This window comes from Streptomyces sp. AC550_RSS872, from assembly GCF_019049285.1.
Lineage (GTDB): Bacteria > Actinomycetota > Actinomycetes > Streptomycetales > Streptomycetaceae > Streptomyces.
This window is the reverse complement of sequence record NZ_JAGMUL010000020.1, coordinates 113,002-126,652: the sequence shown is the minus strand read 5'-3', so window position 1 is coordinate 126,652 and position 13,651 is coordinate 113,002. Positions and strand designations below refer to the sequence as shown.

Annotated in this window: 13 protein-coding genes; 9 read left to right on the top strand and 4 right to left on the bottom strand. The window is 70.7% G+C overall.

Annotation, left to right across the window (positions count from 1 at the left end):
* Nucleotides 1-35: 35 nt before the first annotated feature.
* Together KUM44_RS09570 and KUM44_RS09565 are read left to right on the top strand one after the other, a co-directional pair.
* Entirely contained in the window at nt 36-1,298 is a 1,263-nt protein-coding gene (locus KUM44_RS09570) for a VWA domain-containing protein (protein WP_217207359.1), read from the top strand.
* Nucleotides 1,298-2,095 carry a hypothetical protein gene (locus KUM44_RS09565; protein ID WP_217207358.1) on the top strand — a complete coding sequence of 266 codons (798 nt, stop codon included), beginning with the start codon at nt 1,298-1,300 and terminating at the stop codon, nt 2,093-2,095. Before KUM44_RS09570 ends, KUM44_RS09565 begins: the two co-directional genes overlap by 1 nt.
* Nucleotides 2,096-2,144: 49 nt before the next feature.
* Here KUM44_RS09565 and KUM44_RS09560 read toward each other — a convergent pair whose 3' ends face one another.
* Complete coding sequence (locus KUM44_RS09560; protein ID WP_217207357.1) at nt 2,145-2,771, bottom strand: helix-turn-helix domain-containing protein; 627 nt, start codon at nt 2,769-2,771, stop codon at nt 2,145-2,147.
* Between the two features lie 87 nt (nt 2,772-2,858).
* On the opposite strand from KUM44_RS09560, the gene KUM44_RS09555 reads away from it, so the two are divergent.
* The 7 genes from KUM44_RS09555 (at nt 2,859) to KUM44_RS09525 (ending at nt 9,490) form a co-directional block, all read left to right on the top strand.
* On the top strand, nt 2,859-4,067 hold the full coding sequence (locus tag KUM44_RS09555; protein WP_217207356.1) for a pyridoxal phosphate-dependent aminotransferase: 1,209 nt from the start codon (nt 2,859-2,861) through the stop codon (nt 4,065-4,067).
* A 231-nt stretch (nt 4,068-4,298) separates the two neighbouring features.
* On the top strand, nt 4,299-6,539 hold the full coding sequence (locus KUM44_RS09550; protein WP_308402551.1) for a hypothetical protein: 2,241 nt from the start codon (nt 4,299-4,301) through the stop codon (nt 6,537-6,539).
* Nucleotides 6,540-6,549: 10 nt separating this feature from the next.
* Nucleotides 6,550-6,951, top strand: coding sequence for a DUF5955 family protein (locus tag KUM44_RS09545; protein WP_217207354.1), 402 nt, complete (start codon nt 6,550-6,552; stop codon nt 6,949-6,951).
* Between the two features lie 125 nt (nt 6,952-7,076).
* On the top strand, nt 7,077-7,694 hold the full coding sequence (locus KUM44_RS09540; protein ID WP_217207353.1) for a histidine phosphatase family protein: 618 nt from the start codon (nt 7,077-7,079) through the stop codon (nt 7,692-7,694).
* Nucleotides 7,695-7,781: 87 nt separating this feature from the next.
* The gene (locus KUM44_RS09535) at nt 7,782-8,411 is read left to right on the top strand and encodes a hypothetical protein (protein ID WP_217207352.1); all 630 of its coding nucleotides are present in this window, start codon (nt 7,782-7,784) and stop codon (nt 8,409-8,411) included.
* 60 nt (nt 8,412-8,471) lie between these two features.
* Nucleotides 8,472-8,894, top strand: a complete 423-nt coding sequence (locus KUM44_RS09530) for a thioesterase family protein (RefSeq protein ID WP_217207351.1) — start codon at nt 8,472-8,474, stop codon at nt 8,892-8,894.
* Between the two features lie 146 nt (nt 8,895-9,040).
* On the top strand, nt 9,041-9,490 hold the full coding sequence (locus KUM44_RS09525) for a spore-associated protein (protein ID WP_217207350.1): 450 nt from the start codon (nt 9,041-9,043) through the stop codon (nt 9,488-9,490).
* A 106-nt stretch (nt 9,491-9,596) separates the two neighbouring features.
* On the opposite strand, the gene KUM44_RS09520 is transcribed toward KUM44_RS09525, so the two are convergent.
* The 3 genes from KUM44_RS09520 to pucL form a co-directional block, all read right to left on the bottom strand.
* Nucleotides 9,597-10,946, bottom strand: a complete 1,350-nt coding sequence (locus tag KUM44_RS09520; RefSeq protein WP_217207382.1) for a nucleobase:cation symporter-2 family protein — start codon at nt 10,944-10,946, stop codon at nt 9,597-9,599.
* Between the two features lie 271 nt (nt 10,947-11,217).
* Entirely contained in the window at nt 11,218-12,600 is a 1,383-nt protein-coding gene (locus KUM44_RS09515; protein ID WP_217207349.1) for an 8-oxoguanine deaminase, read from the bottom strand.
* A gap of 124 nt (nt 12,601-12,724) precedes the next feature.
* Nucleotides 12,725-13,648 carry a factor-independent urate hydroxylase gene (gene pucL, locus KUM44_RS09510; RefSeq protein WP_217207348.1) on the bottom strand — a complete coding sequence of 308 codons (924 nt, stop codon included), beginning with the start codon at nt 13,646-13,648 and terminating at the stop codon, nt 12,725-12,727.
* Nucleotides 13,649-13,651: the final 3 nt, after the last annotated feature.

The window sequence follows — 13,651 nt, the reverse complement described above, 5'->3', positions numbered from 1 at the left end:
TGAAGCGTGACACCTCTGATCAATAAGATCCGCCGATGATCAGAACACAACGGCTGGCGGCCGGGGTCTGTGCCCTGCTCGCCGCGCTCACGGCCGGGATAGCCTTCCCGGCCGGGGCGAGCGCCGACGAGACCACCGCCACCGCTCCGAAAGTCGATCTCGTGATCGACGTCAGCGGTTCGATGCGGGCGAAGGACATCGACGGCCAGTCGCGGATGGCCGCCGCGAAGCAGGCCTTCAACGAGGTGCTGGACGCGACGCCGGAGGAGGTCCAGCTCGGCATCCGCACCCTCGGCGCCAACTACCCGGGCGACGACCGCAGGACCGGCTGCAAGGACACCGCACAGCTCTACCCGGTCGGCCCGCTGGACCGCACCGAGGCCAAGACGGCGGTGGCGACCCTGACGCCCACCGGCTGGACGCCGATCGGTCCCGCCCTGCTGAAGGCGGCCGAGGACCTCGACGGCGGCGAGGGCTCCAAGCGCATCGTGCTGATCAGCGACGGCGAGGACACCTGCGCCCCGCTCGACCCGTGCGAGGTGGCCCGCGAGATCGCCGCCAAGGGCATCGGCCTGACCATCGACACGCTGGGTCTGGTGCCCAACGCCAAGATGCGGGCGCAGCTCAGCTGTATCGCGGAGGCGACGGGCGGTACGTACACCTCGGTCGAGCACACCGAGGAACTCGCCGACAAGGTGAACCAGTTGGTGGGCCGGGCGGCCGACCCGGTGGTGACGCCGGTGGCCGTCGAGGGCGCGTCCTCGTGCACGAAGGCGCCGACGCTGAAGGCCGGTCTGTACACGGACCGCGAGGAGTTCGGCCAGGAGCGCTGGTACCGGGTGGACGTCGAGCCCGGCCAGGAGCTGCGCGCCTCGGTGAGCGTGGCGTCGGACCGGGCGATGAACCCCGACTACGGCGTCCTGCTGCGCGCGCTCACGAAGTCCGGCCGGGAGATCGTGCGCGGTGAGGCCGCGGGCAACGGCCGTACGGACGTGATCTCCACGGGTCTGCGCTACCCGAAGCAGGAGAGCGACGACGAGGAGGCTCCGGCCGAGACGGTGTGCCTGCTGGTCACGAACTCCTTCTCCGCGGCCTCCGGGGTGAAGACCACGCCGGGCATGCCGGTCGAGCTGACCGTGGACGTGGTCGACGCCCCGGCGCCCGCCGACGACGTGGCCTCCTTCGGCCTGGGGCGCGGCTGGTGGCTGCTGGGCGCCCTGGTGCTGTTCGGCTTCCTGGCGGGTCTGATCTGGGGCTGGCTGTCGCGCTGGCGTGTCGCGGTGTGGAGGACCAACTGATGAGGATCACACGCGCGTTGGGTGCGGCCCTGCTGACGCTGGGCCTGGCGGCGGCCCCGGCCGCGGCCGACTCGTCCCCCTCCCCCGGCGCTTCCGAAGAGGCCCCCACATCGGCGGGTACGTCGTTCCGTACGGCGGCGGAGATCGAGCAGGGACAGACCGCCACGGCGAGCGCCTCCACCGGTGACTACCTCTACTGGTCGTTCCCGGCGGACGCCGGCGTGCGGCCCACGGTGAAGGCGACGGTGAAGCTGCCCGAGGCTCACGCGGGCCAGACCTGGCAGATCGACGTCTACGACGGCCTGCGCCGCCGTCAGGCCTGCCAGTACGGCGCCCAGACCCGCACCGCTGCCCAGAACGCGGCCTCGGTCGAGCTGGCCTGTGTACTGCGGACCGTGCGCGCCTGGTCGGAGACCTGGGCCAACGACCCGCTGCCGGGCACCTACTACATCCGGCTGACGGCCGTCGGCGTGCGGACCGCCGACCTGGGGCAGCCGGTGGCCGCCGAGGTCCGGGTGGACTCCGAGGACATGGGCGGCGCGGCGGCGGTGGACGGCCGGCTGGCCGAACCGCTCGTCCCCGGCGTCTCCATGACGAAGGATCAGGAGGAGGACGAGAACAGCGCCTCCGCCGTCCTGTCCGACATCCGGCCCGACGACGGCTGGTCGTCCGGGTGGTGGTCCGACCGCTGGGTGTGGACCGGGATCGGAGCGGCCCTGGCCGCGCTCGCCGGTATCGGCGGGTACACGCTGACGCGCGGCTCGGGCCGGCCGTCCCGGGTGCCCCCAGGCGCCTGACACACCGCCACAAGGGGCTCACCGCGAGGGCGGTGGGCCCCTTGTCCGTTCACACCTCCCTGAGCGCCTTCGCGAGCGTCCCGGCCCCGGTGACCTCGATACGGCCGCCCCGTACGGCGTCGGCCAGGCTCAACTCCCCCCGCGCGACCGCCTCGCACGTCCAGGAGTCCAGGACCAGCCGTGCGTCGGGCTCACCGGGCGCGGGACCGTCGCCGTAGACCGGCCCGTCCTCGGCGCCGACGTAGAGATGGAAGTCCCCCTCCTGGAGCCGGACTTCGACCAGCCCCTCCCCTTCCAGCGACCGCATCAGCGGCAGGGCGAACCAGTGCGCGCGCACGGCGTCGGTGGGCCGCCGCTCGCCGAGTTCGGCCTGCCCCCACTCCCCCAGCGCCTGCAACACAGGGAGCAACTCCCGCCCGCGCGAGGTGAGTTCGTACACGTACGCCACGCCGGGCGGGGGCAGGCGGCGCCGCGTGCCTATGCCGTCCCGCTCCATGTCCTTCAGCCGCGAGGCGAGTACGTCCGTGCTGACGCCCGGCAGATCGGCGTGCAGGTCGGTGTAGCGCCGCGGGCCCGCCAGCAGCTCCCGGACGATCAGCAGGGTCCAGCGGTCGCCGACGAGGTCGAGCGCCCGGGCGGCGGAACAGTACTGGTCGTAGCTTCGGCGAGGTGACATGCGACGCAGTCTAGACATGTTGTTGGACTTTCCAAGCTCGAACTTGGTAAAACCAAGCAACACACGAAACCGGAGGGGCGAGCGCGCATGGAGTTCCGGCAGTCGAGCAAGCTGAGCGAGGTCTGTTACGAGATCCGCGGCCCGGTGATCGAGCACGCGAACGCGCTGGAGGAGGCGGGCCACAGCGTCCTGCGCCTGAACACCGGCAATCCCGCGCTCTTCGGCTTCGAGGCGCCGGAGGAGATCCTCCAGGACATGATCCGGATGCTCCCCCAGGCGCACGGCTACACGGACTCGCGCGGCATCCTCTCCGCCCGCCGCGCCGTGGCCCAGCGCTACCAGACGCTCGGCCTGGAGGTCGGCGTCGACGACGTCTTCCTCGGCAACGGCGTGTCAGAGCTGGTCTCCATGGCCGTACAGGCCCTGGTCGAGGACGGCGACGAGATCCTTGTCCCCGCCCCGGACTTCCCCCTCTGGACGGCGGTGACGACCCTCGCCGGAGGCAAGGCGGTCCACTACCTCTGCGACGAGCAGGCCGACTGGTACCCGGACCTGGACGACATGGCGTCGAAGATCACGGACCGCACCCGCGCCGTGGTCATCATCAACCCGAACAACCCGACCGGCGCGGTCTACCCCAAGGAGATCCTCGAGGGCATCCTCGACCTGGCCCGCCGCCACGGCCTCATGGTCTTCGCCGACGAGATCTACGACCAGATCCTCTACGACGACGCCGTGCACCACTCGGTCGCCGCCCTCGCCCCCGACCTGGTGGTCCTCACCTTCTGCGGTCTGTCGAAGACGTACCGCGTGGCGGGCTTCCGCTCCGGCTGGCTGGTGGTCACCGGCCCGAAGCAGCACGCGAAGGACTACCTGGAGGGCCTGACGATGCTGGCCTCCATGCGACTGTGCGCCAACGCGCCCGCGCAGTACGCCATCCAGGCCGCGCTCGGCGGCCGCCAGTCGATCCGGGAACTGACCACGCCGGGCGGGCGACTGTACGAACAGCGCAACGTGGCCTGGGAGAAGCTCAACGAGATCCCCGGGGTGTCGTGTGTGAAGCCCAAGGGCTCGCTGTACGCGTTCCCGCGGCTCGACCCCAGGGTGTACAAGATCCACGACGACGAGAAGTTCGTCCTGGACCTGCTGCTCCGGGAGAAGATCCAGGTGGTGCAGGGCACGGGCTTCAACTGGCCGGCCCCCGACCACTTCCGGATCCTGACCCTGCCGTACGCGGACGACCTGGAGGCTGCGATCGGGCGGATCGGGCGGTTCCTGAGCGGGTACCGGCAGTAGCGGCCGGGGTACGACAGTAGCGGCCGGGACAGTTGAGCCGGGTTTGCCGAGTTCGCCGATTCGCGATCACCGAGGACGGGGATGCCATAGAGTGCGGCCACTGATCTCTGGGGTCAGGGATGGGGGAACCGGCAGGTGTTCTTGTCTCGGAGTGGGTCCGACTCGCCATCGTTCTTACGCGGCCGTATCGGCCTGCTCCTCCTGCTCGTTGCCGTCGGGGGCAGCCCGTGGGTGCAGCGGCCGGTGTGGGACTTCTACATCGAGAAGTTCTACAGAGAGCTCTCCGGCGACGACACCGTACGCACGCTCACCGAAGCGGCCCTCGTCCCCGGCTGGGAGTTCTCGCCCGACCGGTACGGCAGAGTGACCTTCCTGGTCATCGACGACGTCTGCGTCGTGGCGCTGCTCGCGGGGCTAGCCCTCCTCGCGTCGCGACTGCTGCGCCACCGGGCGGGCTGGATCCGCTGTCTGGCCGTGGGTGTGCTGGCGACCGAGGCCCAGGCCCTGCTGCGGGTCGCTCTGCTCGACACCTTCGGCTCGGACGCCGAGGTGTCACCGGCCGGAACCCTGCTGAAGGACCTCACGCTCCCGGCCCTCGTCTTCGGCCTGGCGGCCGGCGTACTGCTCGCGCTGCTGACCGCCCGGCCATCCGGCAGCCGCGCCCCGAGGACCGCCGCCGCCCCGAGATCCGTCACCGCCCAGAGGACGTCAGCGGCCAGGAGGAGAAAGGGAGGGCTCGGCATGACGACCCCGCAGGTACGCATGCCGGTCGGGAGCACACCGGGTGACGTCACCCGCTATCTGTGCACCGCGGCCTACGTGGACGAACGGTTCGCCGACCGGGTGGTGGAAGAAGTTCTGGCCGACGAGGCCAGTGCCGTGGCCCCCTCACCCGATGTCGACCTGGTGTCGGTGGCACGCCACTGCCTGACGGCACAGGAACTGCGTCACCAGCGCGATCTGCGCCTGGCGGGGGCGTTCGCCGTCGTGGCGCTGCTCGCACCGTTGTGGCTGCTGTACGTCGCACTGCTCCTGTCGACCACTCGACGCCCCGGCGCCCAGCCGAGCCTGGCCACCCGCGGCCACCACCAGCCCGGCAGCAAGGCGCTGGTGTCCGGCGCCGTCACGGCCGCGGTGGTGGCACTGCTCGCCTTCTACTTCGCCTCCCTCCTCTCGTCGCTGCCTGTGCCGGGACTCTTCGGCTGGCTGCTCGGCGCCTATCTGGGCGGGGTGCCGGCCGTCCTGGCGTCGATCGGGGCGGCGGTGTTCGCCCACATGACGGTCGTGGACCACGACCGGGACATCGACCAGCTGCTGCGCACCACCATGACCCGCGACACGTTCGCCCGGCAGCCCCGTCCCACCGTGCCCCGGCGGCAGTGGATGGCCGAGCGGCTCGCGGCCGTCCGGCAGGCCCAGGTCGGCAACGTCACGGTGTACAGCGGGTACACCCCGTTCGTCGGCTACTCGGAGACCAGCTCAAAGTGGTCGCTCGCGGTGCCGCTCCTGCCCGCCGACGACAAGGCCGGCATGACCGCACGCCCCGCCGGGCCGGAGCCCTTCACGGTCGCCGAACTCATCGACCACGTCCGCGCACGACTGCGCGCGGTCGCCGAGCGCGGCGTCACCGACGGGGCGGTGGAAGCCGGCGAGGAGGCGCTCGGATCCCTCGTCATCGAGGACCGCGTCTTCGCGAACGGCACGACCATCGGTGACGACGAAAGGTTCATCGAGGCGGAGCGCAGCATCACCCCGACCGTCCGGCTGTCCCCCGAAGAGGTCGAGCAGATCATGCTGCGCCCGACCGGGACCGTCCGCCACTATCTGGCGGTACACGTCCCGATGTGGGGCGGGGACGTGGTGCCGAGCGTGTTCCTGCACTTCTCGACCGCGGGCAGAACACTGCACCTGCACTGCGACAACCATGTGCTCGGCCCGGTGGCCGCGGACTACCACGTCGTGGACCGCCTGCGCGGCCCGCTGGGCGCCGACGGCAGGCGCGGCCTGCTGCTGGCCTCCCTCGCCCGCACCGGCGGCGCGTTCTTCGCCGCGCCGTACCGAGCCCTGCGCCACGCCCGCTTCGAGACCCGGCGCACCAGGCGCATGGTGGACGAGCTGAAGGCCATGGAGCAGGACCCGGTCTTCGACTACGGCGCCCGGGTGAGTATCCGGGAGATGGCACTGAGCCCCGACTACCACAACTACTTCCAGGTCGTGGACGCCGGCCGGATCGTCTCCCTCGTGGAACGCCACACCCTCGCCGCCATCCGGGAGTTCCTCGACGCGCACGGCTACGACATCACCGACTTCCGCACCCAGCAGCAGACGATCCTCAACCAGGGCGTCATCCAGCAGGGCGGCATGAGCGTCATCGGAAACCAGGCGATCGGCGCGGGGGCGACCGCCACCCAGAACATCCCGCAGCAGTCCGGCGCCTCCGCCCTCAGCGCCGCCGGCGGCTCCGACAAGTAGGGGACTTCTCATGCGAAACGACGACGGGCGCCAGGGCCCTCCCGTCAACAAGGGCGTCATGATCAGCGGCGGCACCCAGTACGTGGGCAACCAGGCTGTGGGAGACGGCGCCCAGGCGTCCTCCGGCGCCATCTCCTTCCAGACGCAGGACCCGGAGCAGGCCGCTCGCACCGCCCAACTCCTTGCCGTCGTCGAGCGGTTGCTGGAGGAGCACCGCACCGCGCTCGCCGACCCCGACGCCACCAGCAGGGAACTGCGCCGACTGCGCGAGGAACTCCAGGAGGAGGAACCAGAGCCGACCGTCCTGCGGCGCGCCCTCCACCGGCTGAACGAGTTCGTCCAGCCGGTGGCCCCGCTCGTCGTCGCGGTCGGACAGCTCGCGCAGTCGGTGCAGAGCCTGCCCGGGGTCTGAACCGGGCGCGCATTACGGCACCGACCGTCCCGGGGATCCGGCGACCGCCGTCCGGCCCAGTCCGTCCTGCGGCCGTCGGCGGCACTGTGACACGGTGCGGGGAGGCGAGCGGGAAGGGTGCGCGCGTGGGTGATCTCTTTCTGGTCCGGCACGGGGAGACCGAGTGGTCGCGGTCCGGCCGGCACACGGGCTCCACGGACGTGCCGCTCACCGAGCACGGCCGGGAGGAGGCCCGGCGGCTGGCCCCGCTGATCCGTTCCCATCGGATCGGGGCCGCCTTCGTCAGCCCCATGCAGCGGGGGCGGGAGACGGCGGAGCTGATCGGGCTGCACGACGTACGCGTCGACGTCGATCTGCGGGTGGGGTGCCCCCTCTGGGGGAGGGACTACGGCGGGTACGAGGGGGTCACGACCGTCGAGATCCAGCGTGAGCGGCCGGGGTGGTTCCTGTTCCGGGACGGGGTCGCGCCGGGGCCGCCCGGCCGTCCCGGGGAGAGCCCGGAGCAGGTCGGCCGGCGCGCCGACCGGATGCTGGGCAAGGTGGACGCGGCGCTCGCCCAGACCGAGGGGGCCGTGGTGCTCGTGGCACACGGCCACATCCTGCGGGTGCTCACGGCCCGCACGCTCGGGCTGCCGGCGGCGGACGGGGCGCTGTTCCAGCTGGCGACGGGCGCGGTGTGCCGGCTGGGCGCGGAGCACGGGCGGCCGGTGATCGCCGGGTGGAATGTCAGACCCGGGCCGTAGCCTTCCCAGCAGATGGGGCGCGCGCCTGCCCGACAGGGGCCGGTGCCTCGGGGCCCACGCCCGCGCCCGCCCGGGGAGGAGCACGCCGTGACTCGACCGCCGACCGCCGCCCAGCGGCGTGTCATCGATGCCGCCGACGCTGTCACCGGGCGGCTGAGGGGTACGGAGGCGCAGCTCGCGGCGCTGGTGAAGCGGGGGCTCGCCTTCCGGCACCCGCGGCTGCCGCACGATCACTTTCTGACGCCGGCCGGGCATCGCCTACGGGAGGCGGAGCCGACGGCGCCCGCGAAGGCCGGGGCTCCCGCGGCCGGCGGGGTGTTCGCGGCCCGGATCGGCGGCGAGGAGAACCCGCCGAGCACCGGTCCGGCCCGGGTCCGCGAGGTGCACAGCGCCTGGCAGGGGCTGCTGGAGCTGCGCCGGATGACCAACCCGGACGGGGCGATGGACCGGCCGTGCGGATGGGAGCGCACGCATCTGGTGCAGGCCGCCGCGCTCGCCCTGGAGGCCGCCGGGCACCGTCCGGCCGGGCCGGACTCCGCGCAGGGGTACCGGGTGCGGGCCACCCCTCAGCCGGAGGCGATCGCCGTGCACGAGCCGGACGCCGCCCGACTGCGGGCCTGCGCCGCCACACTGGAGAAGGCGGGGTGGCAGGTCGGCGAGCACACCGAACCTCGCACAAGGGCGCGATATCTGCTGGCATCCCCACGCCGGGTATGACGGGCATGATGGGCATGCCAAGATCGGTGCACAGGGCATCGACGGCGCGAAGGGGAAGCAGTGAGCGAGCCGTTTTCCGTCCGAATCACCGTCCGCGGCTACGAGACGGATGTGCAGGGGCACGTCAACCAGAGCGTGTACATCAACTATGCGGAGCACGCTCGCTGGTCGTTGCTCCAGGCCGCGGGCATCAGCCAGGCGGGCCTGATGGGCAAGGGTGTCGGCCCCGTCGCACTGGAGACGACGATCCGTTACAAGCGGGAGCTCCTCGCCGGTGACGAGGTCGACGTGACCTGCGCCTTCGAGTGGTCGGGCGGCAAGACGTTCCGTATCCGGCAGATCGTTCGCAAGGCGGACGGCACGGTGGCGGCCGAGCTCACGGCGGTCGGTGGTCTGCTGGATCTCAAGGAGCGCAGGATGGTCGCCAACCCACAGGACTACTTCAAGGAACTGGCCACGGATCCGGGCCTGTTCGGGCTCTAGGCAAACCGACGGTCTCCTCGCCGTGGTGGCGCTGGTGCCGACGGCGGTCGAGTTGAGGAAGCGTCAGAACCGAGCACAACCATTCGCATACCCGATGGGTCACACCATGCAGGAGCAACCACCTCCAATGGAGACCAGGGGGAAATATGCGATACGCGCGTTCTGTCCTGTCCGCTGCCGCGTTGGCGGCTCTGACGGTGGGCACCACAGCCGCCCTCACGGCGCCCGCCTCCGCCGCACCCAACACCACCCCGCAGAAGGTCTGCGGGAGCAGCTACAAGACGGTGAACTCGGCGGCCGTCGGCTCACTGGGCACCGTCTACCTGACGTACAACGCGTCCAACGGCAAGAACTGCGTGGCGACCATCCGCAACAACCCGGGCACCGCCGTCGACATGTCGGCGTGGATCTACGTGTCCGACACCGAGCAGTACGACGAGGACTACGGGCAGTACACGTCGTACGCCGGACCGACCTACGTCTACGGCAAGGCGCATTGCGTGGACTGGGGCGGCCACATCAAGAACGTGTACGTGCAGGTGACGGGCTCCAACTGTGGTGCCCTGAAGGAGAACCGGGTGACCTTCACCCGGTGACCCGGCCACGGAGACCCCGCTCGCCCCGGCAGACTCACGGAGTTCTGCCGGGGCGAGTTCGTGTCTCCGGTGGCGCCGGTGCCGGGCTGCCGTGTGGTCGCCCGCCTCATGGCGTGGCAGGGGCCCGGGGGGTCGTCCCGGTGATCTCCTCTCCCGCCTCCATCGGGTGGGTCACGTCCTGGGCGTCCTGGCCACCCCCGCCCAGGTGGTTGAAGACCAGGTTCAGCAGCACCGCCGCCACACAGCCCGTCGAGATGCCCGAGTCGAGGACGATCCGCGCCGTCTCCGGGAAGGCGTGGTAGAACTCCGGGGCCGTGATCGGGACGATGCCGACGGCGAGCGAGACGGCGACGATCAGGACGTTGTTGTCCTTGTCGAGGCCGGCCCGCACAAGGGTCTGGATGCCGCTCGCGGCCACCGAGCCGAAGAGGACGACGCCCGCGCCGCCGAGCACCGGCCGGGGTACGACCGCGATGAGCGAGGCGGCCATCGGGCACAGGCCCATCAGCACCAGGAAGCCACCGCCGACGGCGACGACGTACCGGCTGCGGATCTTCGTCATCGCGACCAGGCCGATGTTCTGCGCGAAGGCGCTGCACATGAAGCCGTTGAACAGGGGGCTGATCGCCGAGCCGAGGGTGTCGGCGCGCAGGCCGGCCGCGATGGTCTTCTCGTCGGCCGGGCGGTCGACTATCTCGCCCAGCGCCAGCATGTCGGCCGTCGATTCGGTCATCGACACCACCATCACCACGCACAGCGAGATGATCGCGGCGAGCTGGAACTGCGGGGCGCCGAAGTGGAACGGGGTCGGGAAGCCGATGACGTCCGCGTCCGCGACGGGGCCGAAGTCCGTGACGCCGAACGGGATCGCCGTCAGCGTCCCGGCGACCAGGCCGAGGAGCACGGCGATCTGCTTGACGAAGCCCGTGGTGAAGCGGCGCAGCAGCAGCACGATCAGCAGGGTTCCGGCCGCCAGGCCCAGGTTCGTCGCCGAGCCGTAGTCGTGGGCCGCGGGGTTGGGTCCCTGTGCCCAGCCGAAGGCGACCGGCAGCAGGGAGATGCCGATCAGCGTGATGACCGTACCCGTCACCACCGGCGGGAAGAAGCGCACGGCCTTGCTGAAGAAGGGGGCGGCGAGGAAGCCGAGGAGGCCGGCGACGATGACCGCGCCGAAGATGATCGGCAGGGCGTCGGACTTGTCCTCGGTGGAGGCGACGACCGCGGTCATGGGGGCGACGCCGGCGAAGGTGACGCCGTTGACGAACGGCAGCCGGGCGCCGATCTTCCAGATGCCGAGGGTCTGGAGGAAGGTGGCGAGGCCGGCGGTGAAGAGGCAGGCGCCGGTGAGGAAGGTCAGTTCGGCGGCGGTCAGGCCGATGGCGGCGCCGACGATCAGGGGTGGGGCGACGACTCCCGCGTACATGGCGGCCACGTGTTGCAGGCCGGTGGTCGCCATTTTCAGGGCGGGGAGTTTCTCGTCGACGGGATGAACGGACTGAGCGGACACTGGCTCTCCTCCGGTCGGTTGCACGTCGGCTCTGACGTGGGGTTCAAGGAGGTGGTGCATACGGTCGTGCGGGACCGGGGACGGTCCGTCCTGGGGGAAACGGTGACCGTTCCGGGGCGCACGCGTTCACGCGCGCCCCGGAGACGGCCGCCATGGACCCCGCTCGGGTCCACGGCCACCGGTCGGGAGCCGTCCCTCCCGACCGGAGATCTTGGGCCGGTCAGGCCTGCGCGGTGATCCGCGCGAGGCGCCGGGCCTCGTCCCGCGTCGAGCGGGCGATGGCGTCCTCGTCGGCCGTGAGCAGCCGCCCGTCCGCCACGATCTGCCGGCCGCCCACGAACGAGGCGGTGACCGGGGCCGCCGCGCCGAAGACCAGCGCGGTCACCGGGTCGGCGATGGAGGCGTGGGCGAGGGTGTCCAGCTTCCACAGCACGAGGTCGGCCAGCTTGCCCGGCTCCAGCGAGCCGATCTCGGCGGCGCGGCCGAGGACCTGCGCGCCGCCGTACGTCCCGAGCCGCAGCGCCTGCCGGGCGTTCAGGGCGGCCTCGCGGTGGGCGCCGAGGCGGTTGATGAGCAGGGCGTTGCGCAGTTCGGTGTGCAGTTCGCCGGACTCGTTGGAGGCAGTGCCGTCGACGCCGAGGCCGACCGGGACGCCGGCCGCGAGCATGTCGGGGACGCGGGCGATGCCGGCCGCGAGGCGGGCGTTGGAGGACGGGCAGTGGGCGACACCCGTCTTCGTACGGGCGAAGGCGGCGATGTCGGAGTCGTTCATGTGGACGCAGTGGGCCATCCACACGTCCTCGCCGAGCCAGCCGGTGGACTCGAAGTAGTCGGTCGGGCCCATGCCGAACAGCTCGTGGCAGAACTTCTCCTCCTCCACGGTCTCCGAGCCGTGGGTGTGCATGCGCACGCCGAGGCGGCGGGCCAGCTCGCCGCCCTGCCTGAGCAGCTCGGTGGAGATGGAGAAGGGGGAGCAGGGGGCGACGGCGACCTGGGTCATCGCGTCGAAGGAGGCGTCATGGTGCCGCTCGACGGTCTCCTCGGTCCCGGCCAGCGCGCCTTCGAGGGTCTCGACGGCGAAGTCCGGCGGCAGTCCGCCGTCCTTCTCGCTGCGGTCCATGGAGCCGCGGGCGAGGGTGAAGCGGACGCCCATGTCGCGGGCGGCGCCGATGATGGCGCCGGAGAGGTCGCCGGAACCCTGCGGGTAGACGTAGTGGTGGTCCATGGCGGTGGTCACGCCGCCGCGGGCCATCATCGCCAGCGAGCCCTGCGCAGCCGCACGCACCATCTGCTCGTCGATACGCGCCCAGGTCGGGTAGAGGGCGACGAGCCAGTCGAAGAGGTTGTGGTCCGTGGCCAGGCCCCGGGTGATCCACTGGTAGAAGTGGTGGTGGGTGTTGACCAGGCCGGGGGTGACCAGGTGCCCCGTGGCGTCGATACGGCGTACGACGTTCTCGAGGCCTCCCGGGGCCTTGCCCGCGCCGAGCGACTCGACGCGGTTGCCGGCGATGACGACGTACCCCGTCGCGTACTCGGTGTCCTGCGCGTCGACGGTGGCGATCGAACAGTTCTCGATGACGATGCGCCGGCCTGCTGCTGCCATGGTTCGCCCCTTGGTCTCACGGGTCGTGTGCTGCATCGGAGAGGGCACGGCAGGACCCTGGGAGGTTTGAGTGCCGTGACCGGGGAGGCGGGTTCCCCGGTCACGGGTGCCGAAAGGGGAAGGATCAGAGGTTGGTGAGGTCCACCGGGATCTTCGCCTCGCAGCCGTCCCGCAGGATGGTGGCCTCGATCAGGCCGTAGGGGCGGTCGGCGGCGAAGTACACCTCGTTGTCGTTCTTCAGCCCGAAGGGCTCCAGGTCGACGAGGAAGTGGTGCTTGTTCGGCAGCGAGAAACGGACCTCGTCGATCTCGCTGCGGTTGTTGATGATCCGCGAACCCATCTGGTACAGGGTCTGCTGGAGGGAGAGCGAGTAGGTCTCGGCGAAGGCCTGGAGCATGTGCTTCTTGGTCTGCTCGTAGGACTTCTCCCAGTTGGGCATCCGCTGCTCGTCGTCGGTCCAGTTGAAGCGCCAGCGGCCGGATACCTGGGTGGCCAGGATGCGGTCGTACGCCTCCTTCAGCGTCGTGTACTTGTCCTTGACGTAGCCCCAGAATTCGGAGTTGGTCGAGTTCATCACGACGAGGTCCTTCAGGCCGGAGACGACCTCCCACTTCTCACCGTCGTAGGTGATCTGGGTGACCCGGGTCTCCTGGCCCTTGCGGACGAAGGAGTGCTTTACCTCGTCGGCGCCGATGAACTGCGAGTTGGCGTCGGAGGCCTCGATCCGCTCCCAGGCGTACTCCTCGATACGGATCCGGGCGATCTTGATCGGCTCCTGGCTGGTCACGAAGTGCCGGGCCAGGTGGATGCCGAACTGCTCGGCCGACTCGATGCCGTACTCCTTCGCGAACGCGTACACCGTGTTCTTGGTGGTGTCGGTCGGCAGGACGTTGGCGTTCGAGCCGGAGTAGTGGACCTCGTCCATGTCGCCGGAGAGGGCGACGGAGACGTTCAGGTCCTTGATGTGGTGGGTGGCGCCGTCCCGCGTGATCTTTACGACTCGGTTCTCGGCCTTGCCGTACTGGTTCTGTCCCAGGATCGTGGGCATGTC

What these genes read in the sequence shown, in the direction of transcription:
- KUM44_RS09565 (WP_217207358.1), top strand. Translation starts at nt 1,298, where the DNA reads ATGAGGATCACACGCGCGTTGGGTGCGGCCCTGCTGACGCTGGGCCTG.
- KUM44_RS09520 (WP_217207382.1), bottom strand. Translation starts at nt 10,946, where the DNA reads ATGGCGACCACCGGCCTGCAACACGTGGCCGCCATGTACGCGGGAGTC.
- KUM44_RS09555 (WP_217207356.1), top strand. Translation starts at nt 2,859, where the DNA reads ATGGAGTTCCGGCAGTCGAGCAAGCTGAGCGAGGTCTGTTACGAGATC.
- KUM44_RS09570 (WP_217207359.1), top strand. Translation starts at nt 36, where the DNA reads ATGATCAGAACACAACGGCTGGCGGCCGGGGTCTGTGCCCTGCTCGCC.
- KUM44_RS09560 (WP_217207357.1), bottom strand. Translation starts at nt 2,771, where the DNA reads ATGTCACCTCGCCGAAGCTACGACCAGTACTGTTCCGCCGCCCGGGCG.
- KUM44_RS09515 (WP_217207349.1), bottom strand. Translation starts at nt 12,600, where the DNA reads ATGGCAGCAGCAGGCCGGCGCATCGTCATCGAGAACTGTTCGATCGCC.
- KUM44_RS09525 (WP_217207350.1), top strand. Translation starts at nt 9,041, where the DNA reads ATGCGATACGCGCGTTCTGTCCTGTCCGCTGCCGCGTTGGCGGCTCTG.
- pucL (WP_217207348.1), bottom strand. Translation starts at nt 13,648, where the DNA reads ATGCCCACGATCCTGGGACAGAACCAGTACGGCAAGGCCGAGAACCGA.
- KUM44_RS09545 (WP_217207354.1), top strand. Translation starts at nt 6,550, where the DNA reads ATGCGAAACGACGACGGGCGCCAGGGCCCTCCCGTCAACAAGGGCGTC.